This is a genomic window from Amycolatopsis sp. cmx-11-51 (genome assembly GCF_047608665.1).
In the GTDB taxonomy this organism is placed as follows: Bacteria; Actinomycetota; Actinomycetes; order Mycobacteriales; family Pseudonocardiaceae; genus Amycolatopsis.
Window position 1 is genome coordinate 48,548 of sequence record NZ_JADNQO010000011.1, and the last position, 17,540, is coordinate 66,087.

The 17,540-nt window shown below is 69.4% G+C and carries 19 protein-coding genes and 1 pseudogene; 10 read left to right on the top strand and 10 right to left on the bottom strand.

All coding sequences use genetic code 11. The annotated features are described in order from the left end of the window. Positions 1–38: 38 nt before the first annotated feature. The 3 genes from ACM6LU_RS29310 to ACM6LU_RS29320 are packed head-to-tail and all read right to left on the bottom strand — an operon-like array spanning position 39 to position 2,322. On the bottom strand, positions 39–1,154 hold the full coding sequence (locus ACM6LU_RS29310) for an ABC transporter permease (RefSeq protein WP_414941023.1): 1,116 nt from the start codon (positions 1,152–1,154) through the stop codon (positions 39–41). Next, positions 1,151–1,810 carry an ATP-binding cassette domain-containing protein gene (locus ACM6LU_RS29315; protein ID WP_414941024.1) on the bottom strand — a complete coding sequence of 220 codons (660 nt, stop codon included), beginning with the start codon at positions 1,808–1,810 and terminating at the stop codon, positions 1,151–1,153. Before ACM6LU_RS29315 ends, ACM6LU_RS29310 begins: the two co-directional genes overlap by 4 nt. Then, positions 1,807–2,322 carry a lipoprotein ABC transporter ATP-binding protein gene (locus ACM6LU_RS29320; protein ID WP_414941025.1) on the bottom strand — a complete coding sequence of 172 codons (516 nt, stop codon included), beginning with the start codon at positions 2,320–2,322 and terminating at the stop codon, positions 1,807–1,809. The genes ACM6LU_RS29315 and ACM6LU_RS29320 overlap by 4 nt, the downstream gene beginning before the upstream one ends. Positions 2,323–2,399: 77 nt before the next feature. On the opposite strand from ACM6LU_RS29320, the gene ACM6LU_RS29325 reads away from it, so the two are divergent. Both ACM6LU_RS29325 and ACM6LU_RS29330 read left to right on the top strand, forming a co-directional pair. Further along, positions 2,400–3,770, top strand: coding sequence for a sensor histidine kinase (locus tag ACM6LU_RS29325; RefSeq protein ID WP_414941026.1), 1,371 nt, complete (start codon positions 2,400–2,402; stop codon positions 3,768–3,770). 220 nt (positions 3,771–3,990) lie between these two features. After that, entirely contained in the window at positions 3,991–4,623 is a 633-nt protein-coding gene (locus tag ACM6LU_RS29330; RefSeq protein ID WP_414941027.1) for a TetR/AcrR family transcriptional regulator, read from the top strand. Between the two features lie 99 nt (positions 4,624–4,722). On the opposite strand, the gene ACM6LU_RS29335 is transcribed toward ACM6LU_RS29330, so the two are convergent. Then, complete coding sequence (locus ACM6LU_RS29335) at positions 4,723–5,460, bottom strand: TetR/AcrR family transcriptional regulator (RefSeq protein ID WP_414941028.1); 738 nt, start codon at positions 5,458–5,460, stop codon at positions 4,723–4,725. A 63-nt stretch (positions 5,461–5,523) separates the two neighbouring features. Here ACM6LU_RS29335 and ACM6LU_RS29340 point away from each other — a divergent pair, with 63 nt between their 5' ends. The 3 genes from ACM6LU_RS29340 (at position 5,524) to ACM6LU_RS29350 (ending at position 7,242) form a co-directional block, all read left to right on the top strand. Then, positions 5,524–6,393 carry an alpha/beta fold hydrolase gene (locus tag ACM6LU_RS29340; protein ID WP_414941029.1) on the top strand — a complete coding sequence of 290 codons (870 nt, stop codon included), beginning with the start codon at positions 5,524–5,526 and terminating at the stop codon, positions 6,391–6,393. A gap of 91 nt (positions 6,394–6,484) precedes the next feature. Next, on the top strand, positions 6,485–6,895 hold the full coding sequence (locus tag ACM6LU_RS29345) for a hypothetical protein (protein ID WP_414941030.1): 411 nt from the start codon (positions 6,485–6,487) through the stop codon (positions 6,893–6,895). A gap of 158 nt (positions 6,896–7,053) precedes the next feature. Beyond that, the gene (locus tag ACM6LU_RS29350) at positions 7,054–7,242 is read left to right on the top strand and encodes a DUF5302 domain-containing protein (RefSeq protein WP_414941031.1); all 189 of its coding nucleotides are present in this window, start codon (positions 7,054–7,056) and stop codon (positions 7,240–7,242) included. Positions 7,243–7,328: 86 nt separating this feature from the next. Here ACM6LU_RS29350 and ACM6LU_RS29355 read toward each other — a convergent pair whose 3' ends face one another. The 4 genes from ACM6LU_RS29355 to ACM6LU_RS29370 form a co-directional block, all read right to left on the bottom strand. Further along, positions 7,329–8,399 carry a Glu/Leu/Phe/Val family dehydrogenase gene (locus ACM6LU_RS29355; RefSeq protein ID WP_414941032.1) on the bottom strand — a complete coding sequence of 357 codons (1,071 nt, stop codon included), beginning with the start codon at positions 8,397–8,399 and terminating at the stop codon, positions 7,329–7,331. Between the two features lie 118 nt (positions 8,400–8,517). Next, positions 8,518–9,708, bottom strand: a complete 1,191-nt coding sequence (locus tag ACM6LU_RS29360) for a kynureninase (RefSeq protein WP_414941033.1) — start codon at positions 9,706–9,708, stop codon at positions 8,518–8,520. Beyond that, on the bottom strand, positions 9,705–10,487 hold the full coding sequence (locus ACM6LU_RS29365; protein WP_414941035.1) for a tryptophan 2,3-dioxygenase: 783 nt from the start codon (positions 10,485–10,487) through the stop codon (positions 9,705–9,707). The genes ACM6LU_RS29360 and ACM6LU_RS29365 overlap by 4 nt, the downstream gene beginning before the upstream one ends. A gap of 43 nt (positions 10,488–10,530) precedes the next feature. Then, the gene (locus ACM6LU_RS29370; RefSeq protein WP_414941036.1) at positions 10,531–11,352 is read right to left on the bottom strand and encodes a PaaX family transcriptional regulator C-terminal domain-containing protein; all 822 of its coding nucleotides are present in this window, start codon (positions 11,350–11,352) and stop codon (positions 10,531–10,533) included. Between the two features lie 48 nt (positions 11,353–11,400). Here ACM6LU_RS29370 and ACM6LU_RS29375 point away from each other — a divergent pair, with 48 nt between their 5' ends. Genes ACM6LU_RS29375 through ACM6LU_RS29390 form a run of 4 tightly spaced genes read left to right on the top strand, consistent with a single transcriptional unit; the run spans position 11,401 to position 15,135 of the window. Continuing rightward, a complete protein-coding gene (locus tag ACM6LU_RS29375; protein ID WP_414941037.1) occupies positions 11,401–12,126 on the top strand; it encodes a creatininase family protein in 726 nt (241 codons plus the stop codon). Then, a complete protein-coding gene (locus tag ACM6LU_RS29380) occupies positions 12,123–13,625 on the top strand; it encodes a benzoate-CoA ligase family protein (RefSeq protein WP_414941038.1) in 1,503 nt (500 codons plus the stop codon). Before ACM6LU_RS29375 ends, ACM6LU_RS29380 begins: the two co-directional genes overlap by 4 nt. After that, positions 13,622–14,311 (top strand): SDR family NAD(P)-dependent oxidoreductase, encoded by a 690-nt coding sequence (locus ACM6LU_RS29385; protein ID WP_414941039.1) that lies wholly within the window; start codon positions 13,622–13,624, stop codon positions 14,309–14,311. Before ACM6LU_RS29380 ends, ACM6LU_RS29385 begins: the two co-directional genes overlap by 4 nt. Further along, the gene (locus tag ACM6LU_RS29390; RefSeq protein ID WP_414941040.1) at positions 14,308–15,135 is read left to right on the top strand and encodes an enoyl-CoA hydratase family protein; all 828 of its coding nucleotides are present in this window, start codon (positions 14,308–14,310) and stop codon (positions 15,133–15,135) included. Before ACM6LU_RS29385 ends, ACM6LU_RS29390 begins: the two co-directional genes overlap by 4 nt. Before the next feature lie 432 nt (positions 15,136–15,567). On the opposite strand, the pseudogene ACM6LU_RS29395 reads toward ACM6LU_RS29390, so the two are convergent. Further along, positions 15,568–16,078 (bottom strand): annotated as a pseudogene (locus tag ACM6LU_RS29395) (helix-turn-helix transcriptional regulator); the annotation flags it as partial. 62 nt (positions 16,079–16,140) lie between these two features. On the opposite strand from ACM6LU_RS29395, the gene ACM6LU_RS29400 reads away from it, so the two are divergent. Further along, on the top strand, positions 16,141–16,611 hold the full coding sequence (locus ACM6LU_RS29400) for a VOC family protein (RefSeq protein ID WP_414941041.1): 471 nt from the start codon (positions 16,141–16,143) through the stop codon (positions 16,609–16,611). A gap of 1 nt (position 16,612) precedes the next feature. Here the strand turns inward: ACM6LU_RS29400 and ACM6LU_RS29405 are convergent, their stop codons facing one another. After that, positions 16,613–17,530 carry an SMP-30/gluconolactonase/LRE family protein gene (locus tag ACM6LU_RS29405; protein WP_414941042.1) on the bottom strand — a complete coding sequence of 306 codons (918 nt, stop codon included), beginning with the start codon at positions 17,528–17,530 and terminating at the stop codon, positions 16,613–16,615. Positions 17,531–17,540 lie beyond the last annotated feature (10 nt).

Sequence of the window (17,540 nt, forward strand, 5' to 3'; positions counted from 1 at the left end):
CAATCACGTGTGATGCCCGTCCAGTCACGAGACATACCTCAGTAGTCGCGGAGGTCGGAGACCTCGTCGCGGGCGGCGAGTTGCGCGATCCACGCCGACGCCACCACGCACGACACGATCACCACCGCCCCCAGCATCCCGAAGTACCCGTGGGGAAAGGATTCCCATTCCGCCGGCGTGAAGAGGACGAACAGCACGCCCAGCAGGTGTCCGGCGATCAGGCCACCGCCGCCGACGATCAGCGCGTCGCCCGCGATGAACGTCGCCACCTGGCGGCGTTTCCCGCCGAGGGTGCTGACGATCAGCAGGTCACGGCGGCGTTCGTTGAGCGCCAGCCCGAACGACGGCCCGGCCGCGGCCGCGGCGAGCACGAGTGACGCCACCTTGTCCACCGTGGCCGCCGTGCAGCCGTCCCTGGTGAGCGCGGACGCGATCGCGAAGGCCACCGCCAGCGCGACCAGTGACACCGACCGCGCCAGCAGCGCACTCCGCCACGAAATGGACAGCGCGAGGACACCCGCGAGCCCGGAGACCAACGGCCTGAGCACCCCGCCGATCGCCCGCTTTCCCTTACGCAGTCCCAGCTCCACCAGCCGCCACAACAGCATCGTGCCGCCGGCCCAGCCGAGCAGCGGCCAGAGAAAGGCGAGCGCGAGCAGGATGAAGTCGAGACCGTAGGGCGACCACCACGGCGGCCCGTCGTCGGCGGGGACGAAATACCACTCGCGCAGCACCGGCGGCAGCACGGCGAGGGCCGCGACGAGCGGCCCGGCCAGCAGCAAGAGAACGATTTCCCAGGTGAGCGATACGCCGGTTCCGGTCAGGAAGCCACCCGCCAGCGACAGCACGACCCCGGCCACGCCACCGGTCAGCCCGGAGACCGCGGCTTCGGCGGAGGCCAGTCCGAGTACCTGTCCACCGGTCGCGCCGCGGGCGCGAAGCAGGTCCTGGTCCGCCCGCAACGAACGCTCCGAAGGGGCGGCCAGCAGCACCACGAGCACTGTCGCGGGTACCCACGGCGGGGCCGGATGCCCGGCCCAGCCGTGCACCGCGAGCAGCGTGATCACGATCGCGACCCCGGCCGCGGGCACGCCGAGCCTGGCGGGGCGCACTCGCGCGATCCCGCCGACCCACAACGCCATCGCCGCGATCACAGGTCCCGCACCAGCTTCCCGTCGACCATCGCCCAGCTCTCGCCGAACAGCCCTGCCGGTGCCTGCTCGGCCGTGGCCACCAGCAGCCCGGCGGCCAGCCGGTCCGCCGCCTGCACGAGCCTGCCCAGCAGCCGTTCCCCGGACCGCCGGTCCAGCCAGCCCGCCGGGTCGTCGGCGAGGATCAGTTTCGGCTCGGGCGCGAGCGCCCTGGCCAGGATGGCCAGCCGGATCTGCTCACCGGTCAGGTCACGAGGCGCCTTCTTGGCGAAACCGGCGAGACCCACCAGTTCCAGCGCGCCGTCGACGGCGTCGCGGACCGCGGTGCCGGTCCGGCCCGCGAGGACCAGCGGCAGTGCGACGTTGAGCCGGACGTCGAGATCGCGCAGCAGCCCGCCGTCCTGCAGCATCAGCCCGATCAGGTCGGGGCCCGGCGGCGACGGTCCGAACGCGGGCCAGTCGATGGTGCCCGCCGTCGGCTTCTTCATCCCGGCGAGCAGATGCAGCAACGTGGTCTTCCCGGCTCCGGCCCTGCCGGTCACCACCGCGCGGGTCCGCGCGCCGATGGCGCAGCTGACGCCGTGCACGGCCACCACCGCGGTCAGTCCGGTGCCGTAGGTGTGCGCCAGTTCGTCGGTGCGGACCAGCGGTGCCGTCACGCCACTCTCACGATCCGGTGCGCGGCCGCCGCGATGTCGGGATCACGGGTCGCCACGACGACGGCCGTCCCCCGGCGCGCGACGGCGCACAACAGGTCCATGAGTTCGAGGGCGGCGAGCCCGTCGAGTTCGCCCGCCGGTTCGTCGGCGAAGACGACCTCGGGCGCACCGGCCAGTGCGACGGCGACCCCGGCCCGCGCGCCCTCCAGTGCGGACAACGTATCCGGATAGGCGTCGCCGCGTGCGGCCAGCCCGGCCAGTTCAAGCAGGTCAGCGGCGTTTTCGGGGGCGCGGCGGGTGGAGAGCCGTCCCGCCAGCAGGACATTCTGCGCCACGGTGAGATGACCGAAGAGGTTCCCGCGCCTGAGCAGCACGCCGACGCCGGCGGCGACCACCGGGGCGTCGCCACTTCCGGCGGGCAGCACGGCCACACACTCGCCCGGGACGGCGTACCGGACGAGGGGGACGGATCCGGGCCCCGGGCCTGCCAGGACGGCGGCACGTCGGCGCATGGCCCCAAGGTAGAGCGAACGGGGTCAACATCGCCTTGATCTCAGGTCAACGGACGGCAAAATATCGCGTCGGGTGGGTGATCCTCGCCCTTGTCGGCCACACTCTGTCCGTGCGCCGCCGGATCGTCACCCTCACCGTGCTGGCCGCGGTGCTGGCGATCACCCTCTTCGGAGTGCCGCTGGCCGTCGCGGTCGCGAGGTTCCACGAGAGCATGTCCACGTACGACCTCGAACGCGCCGCCGACACCGTCGCCCTCGCCGTGACCGGTGAACTCGCCAACGGACGGGTCCCGGAGCTCAGGCCCGTCGTGCCCGGCGAGGGCGAAGACCGGATCCACGGCATCAAGGTCGCGGTCTACACCCCGACCGGCAGGCTCATGACCGGCGACGGGCCGGCCACCGCCGACGCGTTCGTGCTCGAAGCGCGCCGGACCGACATGGCGACCGGGCTACTCGGTGACGAAGTGGTCCTCGCCATCCCGGTACTCAGCGGACCGTCGCTGGTCGGGGTGATCCGCGCCGCCCATCCCCGGTCCGAACTGGACGCCAGGATCCGGCTGACCTGGCTGAAGATGGCCGGGCTCGCCGCCATCGCGATCGGGGCGAGCTGGCTGATCGGGCGCCGGATCGCCACCCGGCTGGCGCGGCCGCTGGAGGATCTGGCCGTCTCCGCCGAACGTCTCGGCGAGGGTGACTTCACCGTGCGCGCTCGCCGCACCGGGGTCCGCGAGATCGATCAGGTCGCCGAAGCGCTCGACGTCACCTCCGCCCGGATCGGCGAGACGCTGGAACGGGAGCGCACTTTCTCCTCCGATGCCTCTCACCAGCTGCGGACGCCGTTGACCGGGCTGCGCCTGCAACTGGAGGCGGCACTCGAGAGCCCCGATCGCGACCCCTACGCGACGATCCGCGACGGAATCGCTTCGGCCGACCGGCTGGAACGCACCATCGACGACCTGCTGGCGCTGGCCAAACAGACCAGGGCCCCGCGCGCCCTGCTGGACCTGGGCAAACTTTTCGAGGAGGTCCGCCAGACCTGGCACGGCCTGCTCGCCGGACGCGGCCGGGCGCTGCGGATCAGCGGACGCGAGGCCCTGCCGGCGCGGGCGGCGGACGCGGCCGTGCGGCAGGTTCTCGCCGTACTCCTGGACAACGCGGCGACGCACGGACGCGGCACGGTCACCGTCCTCGCTCGCGACGCCGGGGACGCGCTGGCCATCGACGTGAGCGACGAGGGCGCCATCCCGGACGGGCACGATCCGTTCGTGACCGGGGACGAGTCCGAGGAGCGGGCGGGCCACGGGATCGGGCTGCGGCTGGCGCGGAGCCTGTCCGAGGCGGAAGGCGGACGTCTGCGGCTGACCAGCCCGTCGCCGACGACGTTCACACTGCTCCTGCCCGCCGAGCGTCCCTCACCCTGCGAAGAAGGCCCGGGCCTGGCGAGCTAGGGGGGGTTACTCGCCAGGCCGGGCCGGTAGGAGGCAAACGCGCCCCGACAGCGCGCACGGCATGCCACCTGAAAGAAGACGGTAAAGACCAGCGGGCCAACGGACGGTACACGCCGGATTAACTGACACTTTGCTTTTGAATGTCACAGCGCTTTCAGATGACGAAAGGACTTCCGTGACCGTCCAGCCGGACTGAATCGATCGTGGGAAGATTGGGCGTATGACCACCGAGCCGGCGCCGAGATGGCGGAGACTGGAACCGGACGAGCGTAAGGAACAGATCTTCGCCTGCGCGGCCCGCCTTTTCGGGGCCCGTCCGTACTCGGAAGTGTCCACATCGGACATCGCGGCGGAGGCCGGGGTGGCCAGGGGTCTGATCAACCATTACTTCGGCACCAAGCGCGAACTCTACCTGGAGATCATCCGGCGGGCGCTGACCGTGCCGCGGCTCGCGGTCGAGATCCTGCCGGAGGGCCCGCTCGATCTGCGCGCCGACGTCGCCATCGACTGGTTCCTGGACATGGTCACCAGCCAGGAAAAGATGTGGCTGGCCGCGATCGCGCCCGAGGGCATCGGCAGGGACCTCGAAGTCGAACGGATCCTCGAGGAGGCCGATCGCGAATCGGCGGACCGGGTGCTCGAAGCGGTCGGTCTCTCCCGCGAAAGCGAGCACGGGCAGGAGCTCAACGCGCTGGTCCGCGCGTTCGGCGGAATGGTCAAGGCGGCGGGCCGCGAATGGCTGGTGCGCGGTTCGCTCAATCGCGAGCAGGTGCACACGCTGCTCAGCAAGTCGCTGGTCACGCTGGTCGGTGAGGTCTTCCCCGAGATCCAGCGGGCGGCACCGCGAAGCTGACGGGGAGAAGCCCCCGGCACCTCGAGGGGGAGGTGGGTGCCAGGGGCTTCATGACCGGTGACGAGCACCGGTATTCCTCCACACTACGCCGATTCACTGTCACGGCTCTGTCAAACTTTCGAGAGCCCCCAGCTGGGCGAGCCGGTGCTCCAGCCCGTCAAGGCAACACTCGACCGCGTAGGCGTAGAGACGTTCGTAGTAGCCGGCCGCGAGATCGGGATCGGCGATCAGCGCAGCGATCGACTCCCCCAGCGCCGCCATCCCCGGCAGGTCCTCGCGGGTGCGAAACGCCGCATACCCCTCGGACCGGTCGAGCTGCAGCGCCATCGCGCTCTCGCGGTCGTCCTCCATCGCGACGAACTGGCAGGCGGTGGCGAGCAGCAAGTTGTAGGCGAACGGCGACTCGGCACCGAAGCCTGCCGCGAGCAGGCGGCCGATACCGGTGTTCATGGTCGGCACGGCCGCGGCGACCGACGGCCCGAACAGGGCCAGCCGCCGCGCCGAACCGGGATAGCGGCGCAGCACGGTCCGCACGGTGGGCAGGAACTCGTCGAACCAGGCCCGCCACGGCAGGGTCTCGTCGGGCAGGGTCAATTCGCCGACCACCCGGTCCAGCACCGCGACGACGACGGTGTCCCGGTCGCCCACGTGGTGGTAGACCACCGCGGGATAGGCGTCGACAGCGGCCGCGAGCTGCCGCAGCGTCCAGTTCTCCAAGCCGGATTCGGCCGAAAGCTCCAGCGCGGCGTCGACGATCCGCTCCTTGGTGACCGCCTGCCGTCCGGAAGCCGCGCGCGACCGTGGCCGGGAACCCGCGTCTTCGGAGAAAGTCGGCATGCGGGCTACCGTATCCGCATTCGGCCGGTGGCACGGCGGGGGACATCCGGGGAGGATCAGCGCATGCCCCGCGCGCGTGTGAACGGCCTCGAACTCGAATACGACACCTTCGGCTCCCCCTCGAACCCGCCACTCGTCCTGGTGATGGGGCTCGGCGCCCAGCTGGTCACGTGGGAGGTCGGCTTCTGCGAACTGCTCGCCGAGGGCGGGTTCCACGTCGTCCGGTTCGACAACCGCGACATCGGCCTGTCGTCCTATCTGGACGACCTTCCCGCGCCGGACCTGGCCGCCCTCGCGGCCGGTGACCTGGACACGGCGCCGTACCTGCTGTCCGATCTCGCGTCCGACGTCACCGGCCTGTTCGACGCGCTCGGCTTCGAGCGCGCGCACGTCGTCGGCGCGTCCATGGGCGGGATGATCGTGCAGCAGCTCGCGATCGATTCACCGGAGCGGCTGCTCAGCCTGACGTCGATCATGTCGACCACCGGGGACCCCTCGGTCGGGCATCCGGAGCCGTCGGCCCTCGCCGGGCTGACGCGCCCGCCCGCCGCCACCCGCGAGCAGGCGATCGAAGACGGCGTCGCGTGGTTCAAGCTCGTGGGCTCGCCCGGTCACCCTTCGGACGACGAGTTCCTGCGGATGAAGGCTGCCCGTAACCACGACCGCGCGAACCACCCGGCGGGTGGGCTGCGGCAAGCGGCCGCCGTCGTCGCTTCGGGCGACCGCACGACGAAACTACGCGAGGTCCACGTCCCGACGCTCGTCATCCACGGCGAGCGCGACCCGCTGATCAACGTCAGCGGCGGGAAGGCGACCGCGGAGGCGATCCCGGACGCCGAACTGCTGCTGTTCCCCGGCATGGGACACGAACTGCCACGGCAGCTGTGGTCCGCGATCGCAGACGCGATCATCGAGCACGCGCGCAAGGTCTGACGCGACAAAATTTCGTCAAGAACTTCGGCGTCCGCGTAGGGAACCCGTTCACGCGCACGACACGGCCGGTGACGCGGAGTTGACTGAACGGATGAGGAATCCCGAGTGCTTCGGTTTCCCGTTCGGTTGTGTCTCCGTCGTCGCCGCGGCGTCGGTGGCCGGTCTGCTCGGTTCGGCCCGACATCCTGGCCTTTCCCTGGCGGCCTTGGGGTTCGTCGTGCTCGTGGCCGGCGTGGTGACCACCGCGGCCGCCGCGGGCGGGACGGCGGTGATCGCCTGGAGTGTCCATTCGGGATTCACCGCCGGGACGCTGGGCGCGCTCGAATTCTCCGCCGAGACAGGTCTCGCCGCTGTCGTTTTCGCGGGCGCGACGGTGACCGGCGCACTCGCCGGAGCGGCACAACGCGGCCGCTGGCTTCAGCGCGCGACGACCATCGCGACGACGGTCGTGAAGGATCCGCCAACGTTCAAGGTCAGCGCCTTCCGCACGCCTTCGACCTGAAGGGGGCCCGGCGGTTCCCGCCACCTGACGCGCGTCGTGCACCATCCGCACGGCCCCGTCCAGCTGCCCGCGCCGACCAGGTGACGTAAATCGACTCGCCAACCGGGTTGGTTCCTGACAGGCTGGGATCGTCACATGTCGTCACCTCGGAGGTAGCAATGACTGAACCGGCACCATCCCCAGCGGATGGCGAAGAGGACGACAACAAGCGCAAGTTCCGTGAGGCGCTGGAGCGCAAGCAGGCGCAGGCCCGCTCCGGCTCGGCCCACGAGAACGCCGGCGGGAAGAACCTGCACGCCCACGGGCCCGCCGCGAACAAGCGCACCTTCCGTCGCAAGAGCGGCTGAGTCCCCTCACGCACGTGTGATGAACGGGACTTTCATCGCAAATTTCGCGATGAAAGTCCCGTTCATCACGTTCGGCCCGGCGAGACCTACACCGTCAGGATCGACCGCAGCCCGCCGACCTCGGTCATCCGCCGCTCGGCCAGCCGGTCCGCGGCCGCCGCCGGGGGCACGCCGTCGGCCTTGGCCAGCGCGAACACCGCCTTGGTGGTGTCGAAGATCGCCGTGGTCTTGCGCTTCGCCCGCGCGAAGTCGAAACCGTGCCGTTCGTCGTCGACCTGGATCACTCCACCGGCGTTGACCAGGTAATCCGGCGCGAAAAGGATGCCGCGGTCGTCGAGTTGCTTGTCGATTCCGGGGTGCGCGAGCTGGTTGTTGGCCGCGCCGCAGACGATCTTGGTGCGCAGCTCGCCGACCGTCTCGTCGGTGAGCACGCCGCCCAGCGCGCACGGCGCGAAGACATCGAGTTCGGTGCGGATCAGCGTGTCGAGGTCTTCGACCACCTCGACGGCGGGGTACGCCGCGCGGGTGCGCTCGATCGCCGCGGGCGAGACGTCGGTGATGACCACCTGCGCGCCCGCCTCGATCAGGTGCCCGACCAGGATGTGCCCGACCTTGCCGACCCCGGCGACACCGACCTTGCGGCCCGCGAGGTCCGGGACACCCCAGACGGCGTCCGCGGCGGCACGCATGCCCTGATAGGTGCCGAAAGCGGTGAGCACCGAGGAGTCGCCGGCGCCGCCGTTCTCCGGCGAGCGGCCCGTGACGAACTCCGATTCACGGGCGACGACGTCCATGTCCTGCACGTAGGTGCCCACGTCGCAGGCGGTGATGTAGCGGCCGCCCAGTGTCTGGACGAACCGGCCGAAGGCGCGAAGCAGCGCTTCGGTCTTGTGCTTGTGGGGATCGCCGATGATGACGGCCTTGCCGCCGCCGAGGTCGAGGCCGGCGAGCGCGTTCTTGTAGGCCATCCCCTTCGACAACGCGAGGACGTCCGCGAGCGCCGCGTCCTCGGACTCGTAGGGGTAGAACCGGGTTCCACCGAGCGACGGGCCCAGCGCCGTCGAGTAGATCCCGATGATGGCCTTCAGGCCGGTGGCCTGGTCTTGGCAGAAGACGACCTGTTCATGGCCGGTACCTTGGCCGAACACTTCGGTCACTGTGGTGACTCCTTGTCACTGGAGTGCACGCCGCTTGTGGCGGACGTGCGCGTTCCTCGATCAAGGCACGGTCCCCGCGCGAAGGTCATCCGGGCGGCGACAGTGCCACAGCGCAAACTTAGCGGACGATTTCGTCCAGGATGCGGAGTGCGGAGTCGAGCTGAGTGTCGGACAGGTACGGCGCCGGTCCGAACCTCAGGTACGCGCCGCGACTGTCGGCCCGGACCCCCCGTTCGGCGAGGGCGGCCTGCAGCGCGCCGGCGTCGGCGCAGTTCAGCGACAGGAAACCACCGATGCGGTCCAGCGGCGCCTCCCGGTCACGCGTGATGACGTCCTCTGGCAAGCCCAGCTTGTCGAACCCCTCGGCGAGGAAGCCGACCTGGTGCCGTGACACCTCCCGCAGGAACTCGGGCGTGAGCCCTTGCTCGGCGAAGAACCGGAAGACGCGAGCGCCCCGGTAGTGGCTCGTCGGGTCGTAGGTCGCCCCGGCGAACCTGTCCGATCCGGAGGCGTACGCGACCTGGCCGGGGCGGCGCTCGTCCGCGAGCGCGCCGAACTCGGCGTACCAGCCGGTGACGACCGGCCGCAGTTCCTGCGCGTGCGCGGGCATCCGCAGGAAGCAGTTGCCCTCGCCGAGCTGGAGGTACTTGTAGCCGCCGCCGAGCACCCAGGCGTTGGTGAGCCCGAGGTCGTGCAGCGCGAACGGGACGGCGCCGAGCGCGTGGTAGGCGTCGACGACGAGATTCACCGACTTCGCGAGGCAGACGTCGGCGAGGTGGGCCAGGCCCGGTACGAGTCTGGAGGTCTCGAACAGCACGGCCGAGACGAGGACCGCGGCGGTGTCTTCGGTGACCTCGGCCGCGACGCGTTCGGCCAGGGTGGCGACCGGAGTCGAGGGGACGCGGACCACCTCGACGCCCTCCTCGGCCAGCCGCGCCAGCTGACGGCGCAGCGTGTGAAACTCCCCGTCGGTGGTGATCAGGCGCGGACGCCCGCGCAGGTCCATCGCCGAAAGGAATCGGATCACCAGGTCGTGGGTGCTGGCACCGAGCGCGATGTCGCCGTGCGGGTCACCGAGCAGCGCCCGGAACCCGGCCCGCATCTCGTCGGCCTTCGCGAAGGCCCTGTCCCACTTCGTGTCGACCTCTTCGGCCGCGTCGGTGAAAGCCTCGAGAAGGCCTTCTTGCGCGACGTCAGGCCAGGCCTGGTGTGAGTGCCCGGTCAACAGGATCCGGTCCGCAACACCGAATTTCGTGTACTGCGCCGCGAGCGCGTTGGGGTCGCGGCGGAGCTCGTCGAGGTTCCTCAAAGCTTGCTCCGCACCGCCCAGAGGTCCGGGAACATCGGGGAGAAAAGAGTCGTACGCAGGTAGTGCGCGCCCGACGAACCCCCCGTCCCGGTCTTGTCTCCGATGGTGCGCTCGACCATCTTCACGTGCCGATACCGCCACTCCTGCATCCCTTCGTCCAGATCGACCAGGTGCTCCGCCACGACCGACGGCCCTGTGTCGTCGCGATAAACCCGCAGTAGAACCTCTTGGAGCGCTGGAGAGGGTTCGAGTGGCTTGGTGACATCGCGCCCGGTCGGGACGTCGTACTCCTTCACCGCGAGGTACGTGACGAAGGAATCGAAGAGCGACGGCCGTGACATCGCGCCGGCGATGCCGGCACGCTGTTCACCGCCCTCGGGGTAATGCGCGAACACCCGTTCGTCCCGGCGGCCGAGGACGGCCTCCAGTACGCGGAATTGAGCCGACTGGAACCCGCTCGAAGCGTCGAGTCGCGCACGGAAACTGGCGAATTGGCTCGGAGTCATCGTCTCGAGCACATCGATCTGCGCGACCACCACCTTGAAGATAGTCAGGATCCGCCTCAGTGTGCGGACGGCGTGAGCGGTGTTACCCGCCTCGAGCTGCTCCTGCAGGTAAAGCGCCTCGTGGAGAACTTGTTTGAACCAAAGTTCATACACTTGGTGGATCACGATGAAGAGCAATTCATCGTGTTCATCGGACTTCGGATGCTGCGCGTCCAGTAATTCGTCCAGTGAAAGGTAGGACGTGTAACTCAATGCGGCCTGGGTGTCGTTCATGGTTCAGTCACTCCATCGATATCGCGCCGACCGCGGTCGCCTGTCATGGTTCGGTCACCTCGTCGAAGTGGCGCTGTGCCGCCGGAGCGAGCGCCCGGTAAAGATCGTGGAACAGCTCGACCGCTGCCGCCCGGCTCGGCGGAGCCGGCACCAGCCCGACCGGGAGTTCCGGGTCGAGCGACGGGAAGGCGCGGAAGGTGTGCGTCAACCAGGTTCGGACCTGGAACGCCTCGACGTCAGGCAGGTCACCTGAACAGCCGCCGAAATCTCGGACGAACGCGTCGTAACGCGCGGCGAGGTCGTCGAGGTTCCAGGCCCGGCCGGCGAACCGCCGGACGTCGAGGGCTTCCGACGGTTTGCCGAGCATCAGCCCGGCGTGTTCGGAGACGTCCAATTCCGCCAGCAGGGTGAGCACCTCGGCCTCGCGGTCGTGCGGGGCGATCCAGGTGCCGTCCTGTACCGGGCCGAAGCCGAGGAAACGCAGGCGGCGCACCAGCCGCTCCCGCGCCTGGCGGCGGCTTTCCGGGATGCTCTGCCACAACACGGTCCACTGGCCGACCTCGCGTTCGCGGCGGCCGAGGGAGAAGATCCGGCGATCGCCGTCCTCCAGCAGCGCGATCGTGCGGCGGGTCAGCGAGTAGTGGACGAGCCTGCCCGCCTTGTGCCTCGCGAGCAGGTCGCGGCGAGCGAGCCGTGCCAGCGCGATCCGCGCGGCGCCGTCGGAGAAGCCCAGCCCGGCGAGCACGCCGACCAGGCCGCCGGACCAGACACGGCGGCTCTCGCGTGGCGACACATAGGTGCCGAGCAGCGTCATCACCAGTTCCTGGGGGCCTGGGTCGCCGTGGGGCGGGGCCGATTCGGGCATGCGGGCAACTCTATACACCTCAGGCCGCTGCGGTGTAGCTTGATTCGAGTGACGTACTTCGCGGATCTGAGCTCGCGTCAGGCGGCCGCGCTCGCGTCCAGTGAGCGCGTTCCGGTGCTGCTGCTGCCGGTGGGAGCCGTCGAACCGCATGGGCCGCACGCGCCGCTGGGCACCGATCCCCTGATCTCACGGGGAATGTGCGAGCGCGCCGCCGCGCGGCTGGCGGGCGACCCCGGCGTGCGCGTGCTGATCCTGCCCGAAGTGCCCTACGGCGTGACCCGGTTCGCGGCCGGGTTCGCGGGCGGCGTCTCGATCGGCGAGGACACCCTGCACACGCTGCTGACCGACATCTGCGGCGCGCTCGTCGAGCAGGGGTTGCCGAAGATCCTGTTGGTCAACAACCATTTCGAGCCCGCACATCTGGCGGTGCTGCGACGCGTGGCGGAGACCGCCGGTGTCGGCTTCGTCGATCTCGTCCGCCGCCGGTACGCGGCCCGGCTCACCGACGAGTTCCGGTCCGGCACGTGCCACGCCGGGCAGTACGAGACGTCGCTGGTGCTCGCCGACCGGCCGGACCTGGTCGATGTCACGATTCAGCGCGAGTTGCGACCGGTCCACGTCGACCTGGCCCGCGATGGGGTCACCGACTTCGCCTCGGCCGGGATGACCGAGGCCTACTGCGGAACCCCTGCCCAGGCGACCGCCGAAGAAGGCGAGCGGACCTTCTCGGTACTCACCGACATCCTGGTCGAAGCGATCCGGGAGCTGGTATGACCTTCAACCTGGCGACCCATTTCGTCGACCGGCTCCCCGGCGCGCGGACGGCGCTGGTGTGCGGCGACGAGGAAGTGACCTACGCGGAGCTGGCCGCCCTGGTGAACCGGGCCGGGAACGTGCTGCGCGATCTCGGTGTCCGAAGTGGACAGCGGGTCCTGCTGGCGCTGAACGACAGCATCGAGTTCGTGGCCGTCTGGTACGCGGCGCAGAAGATCGGCGCGGTCACCGCCGAGGTTTATTCCTTCCTGCAACCCAAGGATTACGCGTACTACCTGAACTACACCGAAGCCGCGGTCGTCATCGCCGACGGCTCCACACTGCCCGTGTTGCGCGAGGCCGGGGCGCGGAACCTGCTGGTGATCGGCGAGGCTTCCCTGGAACCCGGCGAGCACTCGTTCGCCTCGCTGGTCGCTTCGGCCTCCCCCGAACTGGAAGCCGCGCCGACCACGCTGGACGACGTCGCGATCTGGAAGTTCACCACCGGCAGCACCGGTTCTCCCAAGGCGTGCGTGCACCCGGCGCGCAGCGCGCTGGAGAGCTTCGACCGGTACGCGCTCGGCGTCCTCGGACTCCGCGAAGACGACCGCGTGCTGGCCGTGCCGAAACTGTTCTTCGGCTACGCCCGCGATCTGACCGCGTTGTTCCCGTTCGGTGTCGGCGCGTCCGGGATCGTGTTCCCGCAGCGCAGTACCGCCGATCTGCTATTCACCCTGATCGAGCGCTACCGGCCGACGATCCTGGTGAACGTGCCGACCATGATGAGCGCGATGATCGCCCATCCGGACGCGGCAGGAGTGGACATGAGTTCGCTGCGGCTAGCGACGTCGGCCGGTGAGGCGCTGCCTTCGGAGCTGCATCGCAAGTGGGACAACCTGTTCGGTGTCCCGGTGATCGACGGGATCGGCTCTTCGGAGGCGTACCACATCTATCTGTCCAATGTGCCCGGCGCGCAGCGGGTCGGCAGCCTCGGCCGCGAGGTCCCCGGTTACACCGCTCGTATACTGGATGAGACCGGTGATCCGTTGCCGGACAACGAGATCGGCACGCTGGAGGTCACCGGCCCGTCCATCGCCCGCGAGTACTACGGCGACGCGGAGAAGTCCGCGCGGACGTTCCACGGCGACACCCTGCGCACGGGTGACCTGTTCAGCCGCGACACGGACGGATACTTCCACCACCACGGCCGCGTCGACGACCTGCTGAAGGTGTCCGGCGTGTTCGTCGCGCCGAGCGAGATCGAAGACTGCCTCATCGGTCATCCCGCCGTCGTCGACTGCGCGGTGCTGGGGGTGACCGTCGACGGCTTGATGGTCCCGCGGGCGTGCGTCGTGCTGGCGGAGGGCTTTTCCGTTACCGCTGAAGAATTGAAGAACCACGCGCGGGCTCATCTGGCGAAGCACAAATATCCGCGCGAGGTGGTGTTCGTGACCGAACTCCCCCGCACCGCCAACGGAAAACTCGATCGGCGCACGTTGCGCCGGGTGGAGGCAGAGTGAGAATCGTCGTCGTCACCGGCGGGACACGCGGGATCGGCGCGGCCATCGCCGCGCGATTCCAGGCCGCGGGTGACCAGGTGCACGCCCCCGGCCGGGCCGACTGCGACGTCACCGACGAGGACGCCGTCGCCCGGTACTTCGACGGCCTCGGCCCGGTGGACGTGCTGGTGAACAACGCCGGGATCTCGGCGAGTGCCCCACTGGCGAAGACGTCGCTGGAACAGTGGCGGACGCAGATCGAGGTCAACGCGACCGGCGCTTTCCTGTGCACGCGGGCGGTTCTGCCCGGTATGCGGTCCCGTGACACCGGCCGGATCGTCACGGTCGCCTCGACGGCGGCGCAGATCGGTTACCGCTATACGGCCGGGTACACCGCGTCGAAGCACGCCGCCGTCGGCCTGATGCGCGCGACCGCCGCCGAGATCGCCGGCACCGGCGTCACCGCGAACGCAGTCTGCCCCGCCTTCGTGCGCACGGACATGACGGCCGCCTCCGTGGCCCGCATCCAGGAACGGACCGGCCGCGACGAGGCCGGTGCGGAAGCCGCCCTCGCCGCCGCGTCCCCGCTCGGCCGCCTGCTCGAACCCGACGAGGTCGCCCACGCGGTGGCCTTCTTCGCCGCGGCGGAAGCCGCCGCGATCAACGGACAGACACTCGTCCTCGATGGAGGTGGGATCCAGTCATGAGCCCGTTCCGCGCCACGCCGCCGATCACGGCGAACTGGGAGCACTTCGAGTTCACTGTGGACGATGGCGTCGCCACAGTCACCCTGGACCGTCCCGAAAAACTGAACGCGCTTACCTTCGACATCTACGCGGATCTGCGCGACCTGCTGGCCGAGTTGCCGCACCGCGGCGACGTCCGGGTGCTGGTCATCACCGGCCGCGGGCGCGGGTTCTGCTCCGGCGGCGACGTCGAAGAGATCATCGGCGAACTGCGGAAGATGGAGTCCGCGGAACTGCTGGAGTTCACCCGCATGACCGGCGCGGTGGTGAAAGCACTGCGGGAATGCCCCATCCCGGTGATCGCCGCGGTGAACGGCGTCGCGGCGGGCGCGGGTTCGGTGATCGCGCTGGCCAGCGACTTCCGGCTGCTGGCGTCCTCGGCGAAGTTCGCCTTCCTGTTCACGAAGGTCGGTCTGGCCGGGGCGGACATGGGCTCGGCGTACCTGCTGCCGCGGCTGGTCGGACTGGGCCGGGCGACGGAGTTGCTGATGCTGGGCGACAAGATCGACGCCACACGGGCCGAGGCGATCGGGCTGGCTTCCCGGGTCGTTGACGATTCCTCGCTGGCTTCCGAGGCTTCGGCTTTGGCTCGCCGTCTCGCTGACGGACCGGCGTTGGCTTACAGCACGACGAAGGTGCTGTTGACGCGAGAGCTGGACATGGACCTGGGAAGTTCCATCGAACTTGAGGCGATCACTCAGGCCCTGCTGATGACCGCGAAGGATCACGGGGAGTTCTATGCGGCCTGGACGGCTGGGCGTTCGCCCCAGTGGACCGGTCGGTGAGCCTCTTCCGCGAGTAGGCGACTACTTGGCGTTCCGGTGGGGGTCTGGGTCCCTCAAGGAGTCCTTCACGGACCCGCGCCCAGCGTTTCAACCTCATCCCCAGGATAAATCGCCCCTCACGACCGCCTTGACCCAGTGTTGTCCGTCGGGGCTTGGTGTTGTCGCTCAGGCTGGTGGGGTGTGGGCATGCCGAGGGGCCCGTCGCCGGTGTGGCTGGCGGGCTCCTCGGGTCAAGCTGGGAGGGTGTTGCGTCGGGTTTTTCGCAATGGATCCAGGTATTGGGGTGGGATGAATTCGGGTAGTCCATCGGCGGCTATCTGGACTTCCCAGTCGCCGTGGTGGATCAGGCGGTGATGGAAACCGCAGAGCAGTGTGAGGTTGCGCAGGTTGGTGGGTCCGCCGTCTACCCAAATGGTGAATGTGGTGGGCGTCATAGTTTTCGACCCGACGCCGAGCGAGGCCGTCGGAAACGGATAGTCGAAACCCGCCTCGACCTCGTCCCGGCAGGCCCTGGCCAGTGTCATCAGCACGTCGGGGTCGATCGGCGCGCGGCTTCCGTCGAAGGAGACCACCGAGCCGGAGAGCGCGCGCACCTCGTGTCGCAGTCTGGTCGGCAGCACCCGGTCGAGTTTGGTGAGGGCTCGGAGCGCGGCGTCACCGCTGCCCGCGCCGGCGAGCAGCGAGACCGCGGTGGCGATCGCTTCCTCGTCGTCGAGCAGCAGTGGCGGCATGTCGTGGCCGGGGCCGAGCTGGTACCCCCGCCGACGCCGTTGCTGGACCGCACCGGATAGCCGAGCGCGTGTAGCCGCTCGATGTCCCGCCGGATCGTGCGCGGGGTGACGCCGAGTCGTTCCCCCAGTTCAGGGCCGGTCCACACGGCGCGCTGCTGCAGCAGCCCGAGCAGGGTGAGCACCCGCTCCGTCGTACCCCGTTCCGCCTCCATGTCACCCACTGTGTCAGAGATAGCGGACCGATCCTGTCCGCTAGGCGTGCCAGAGTAATCCCATGAACCACAAGAGCCGCGAAATCCAGGTCAGCTTCGACGCCCTCGACCCGAAGGCGCTGTCCACCTTCTGGCGCGACGCCCTGCACTACGTCCACCCCGGCCCGCCGGGGGTCGAGGTGCCCGAGGGCACCGACCCACTGGACGCCTGGGACGAATTCCTCGAGCGCGTGGGCGTGCCCGAGGAACAGCGCAACAGCCGGTCCGCGCTCGAAGACCCGGCAGGTGAGGGGCCGAGGATCTTCTTCCAGCAGGTCCCGGAAGACAAGATCGCCAAGAACCGCGTCCACCTCGACATCCGCGCCGCTCCCGGGCTTCAGGGGGACGAGCGGATGGCGGCGCTCGAAGCCGAGTGCGACAGGCTCGTCGCACTCGGGGCGAAGCGGATTCAGCGCTTCGAGCCCGAGCAGCCGCTGAGCCTCGGCTTCATCGTGATGAACGACCCCGAGGGCAACGAATTCTGCCTGGACTGACTCAGACCGTCGTCACGGCGATCGCGTTGTCCTCCAGGGAGCCGAAATACAGGGTTCCGGCCCGCTCGCGGACCCCGACGAGCACATGGAACCCGTCGATCTCCCCGCGCAGTTCGTGCACCTGCTTCCCGTCGGGCGTGACACCCCGCACCCCGCATTCCCGCGCGGGTGCGGGCTGAAGCGACGTCGGCAGCGCGCGGACACCGGCCCGCAACGGCGCGGGAAGCTTCTGCACCAAGGAAAGCGCGGGGACCTTCGGGCTCGCCACGGTGATCCAGATCAGCCCGTCGCTGCCGGTCGAGATGTTGTCGGGGTAGCCCCACAGATCGTCGACCAGGTAGTCCCGCGTGCCCGCCTTCTCGCCGGTCAGCCACACACGGGCGACCCGGCAGGCGCCGGTCTCGGCGACGGCCACAAAGGACTCGTCGGGCGGCAGCGCGACGCCGTTGGCGAACTGGAAACCGTCGGCGAGCTGCTCGAACTCGCCGTCCGGGGTTCGCCGCAGAAGGCGCCCGCCGCCGGTCTGCTCGATCAGGTCGTCACGCCACTTCTCGATGCCGAAGCGCCGCGACGAGTCCGTGAAGTACACCGTGCCGTCGGAAGCAACGGCGGCGTTGTTGCAGAACACGAAGTCGAGACCCACCGCCGAAGTCGCCAAGGTGGTGACGGCGCCACCGGCGAGCGGCATGGTCAGCAGCCCGGCCTTGGCGTCGCAGATCAGGAGGTCGTCGCCGTAGAACTCCAGTCCCAGCGGTCGGCCGCCGGTGTCACCGAGGACGTCGATCCGCTTGCCGTCCGGCGCGACGCGCAGGACGCGCCCGTCGTCGACGCCGGTGTAGATCCGGCCCTGGTCGTCGACAAGGACGTCCTCGGGACCGTGCCCGTTGACCGGGATGACCGTGACCTCGCCGAACGCCATCGCGTGTCTC

Bases quoted from the DNA above. Each gene is read 5' to 3' on its own strand.
- ACM6LU_RS29345 (WP_414941030.1), top strand. From the start codon at position 6,485: ATGAGGAATCCCGAGTGCTTCGGTTTCCCGTTCGGTTGTGTCTCCGTC.
- ACM6LU_RS29330 (WP_414941027.1), top strand. From the start codon at position 3,991: ATGACCACCGAGCCGGCGCCGAGATGGCGGAGACTGGAACCGGACGAG.
- ACM6LU_RS29350 (WP_414941031.1), top strand. From the start codon at position 7,054: ATGACTGAACCGGCACCATCCCCAGCGGATGGCGAAGAGGACGACAAC.
- ACM6LU_RS29390 (WP_414941040.1), top strand. From the start codon at position 14,308: ATGAGCCCGTTCCGCGCCACGCCGCCGATCACGGCGAACTGGGAGCAC.
- ACM6LU_RS29380 (WP_414941038.1), top strand. From the start codon at position 12,123: ATGACCTTCAACCTGGCGACCCATTTCGTCGACCGGCTCCCCGGCGCG.
- ACM6LU_RS29370 (WP_414941036.1), bottom strand. From the start codon at position 11,352: ATGCCCGAATCGGCCCCGCCCCACGGCGACCCAGGCCCCCAGGAACTG.
- ACM6LU_RS29340 (WP_414941029.1), top strand. From the start codon at position 5,524: ATGCCCCGCGCGCGTGTGAACGGCCTCGAACTCGAATACGACACCTTC.
- ACM6LU_RS29320 (WP_414941025.1), bottom strand. From the start codon at position 2,322: ATGCGCCGACGTGCCGCCGTCCTGGCAGGCCCGGGGCCCGGATCCGTC.
- ACM6LU_RS29335 (WP_414941028.1), bottom strand. From the start codon at position 5,460: ATGCCGACTTTCTCCGAAGACGCGGGTTCCCGGCCACGGTCGCGCGCG.
- ACM6LU_RS29400 (WP_414941041.1), top strand. From the start codon at position 16,141: ATGAACCACAAGAGCCGCGAAATCCAGGTCAGCTTCGACGCCCTCGAC.
- ACM6LU_RS29405 (WP_414941042.1), bottom strand. From the start codon at position 17,530: ATGGCGTTCGGCGAGGTCACGGTCATCCCGGTCAACGGGCACGGTCCC.
- ACM6LU_RS29365 (WP_414941035.1), bottom strand. From the start codon at position 10,487: ATGAACGACACCCAGGCCGCATTGAGTTACACGTCCTACCTTTCACTG.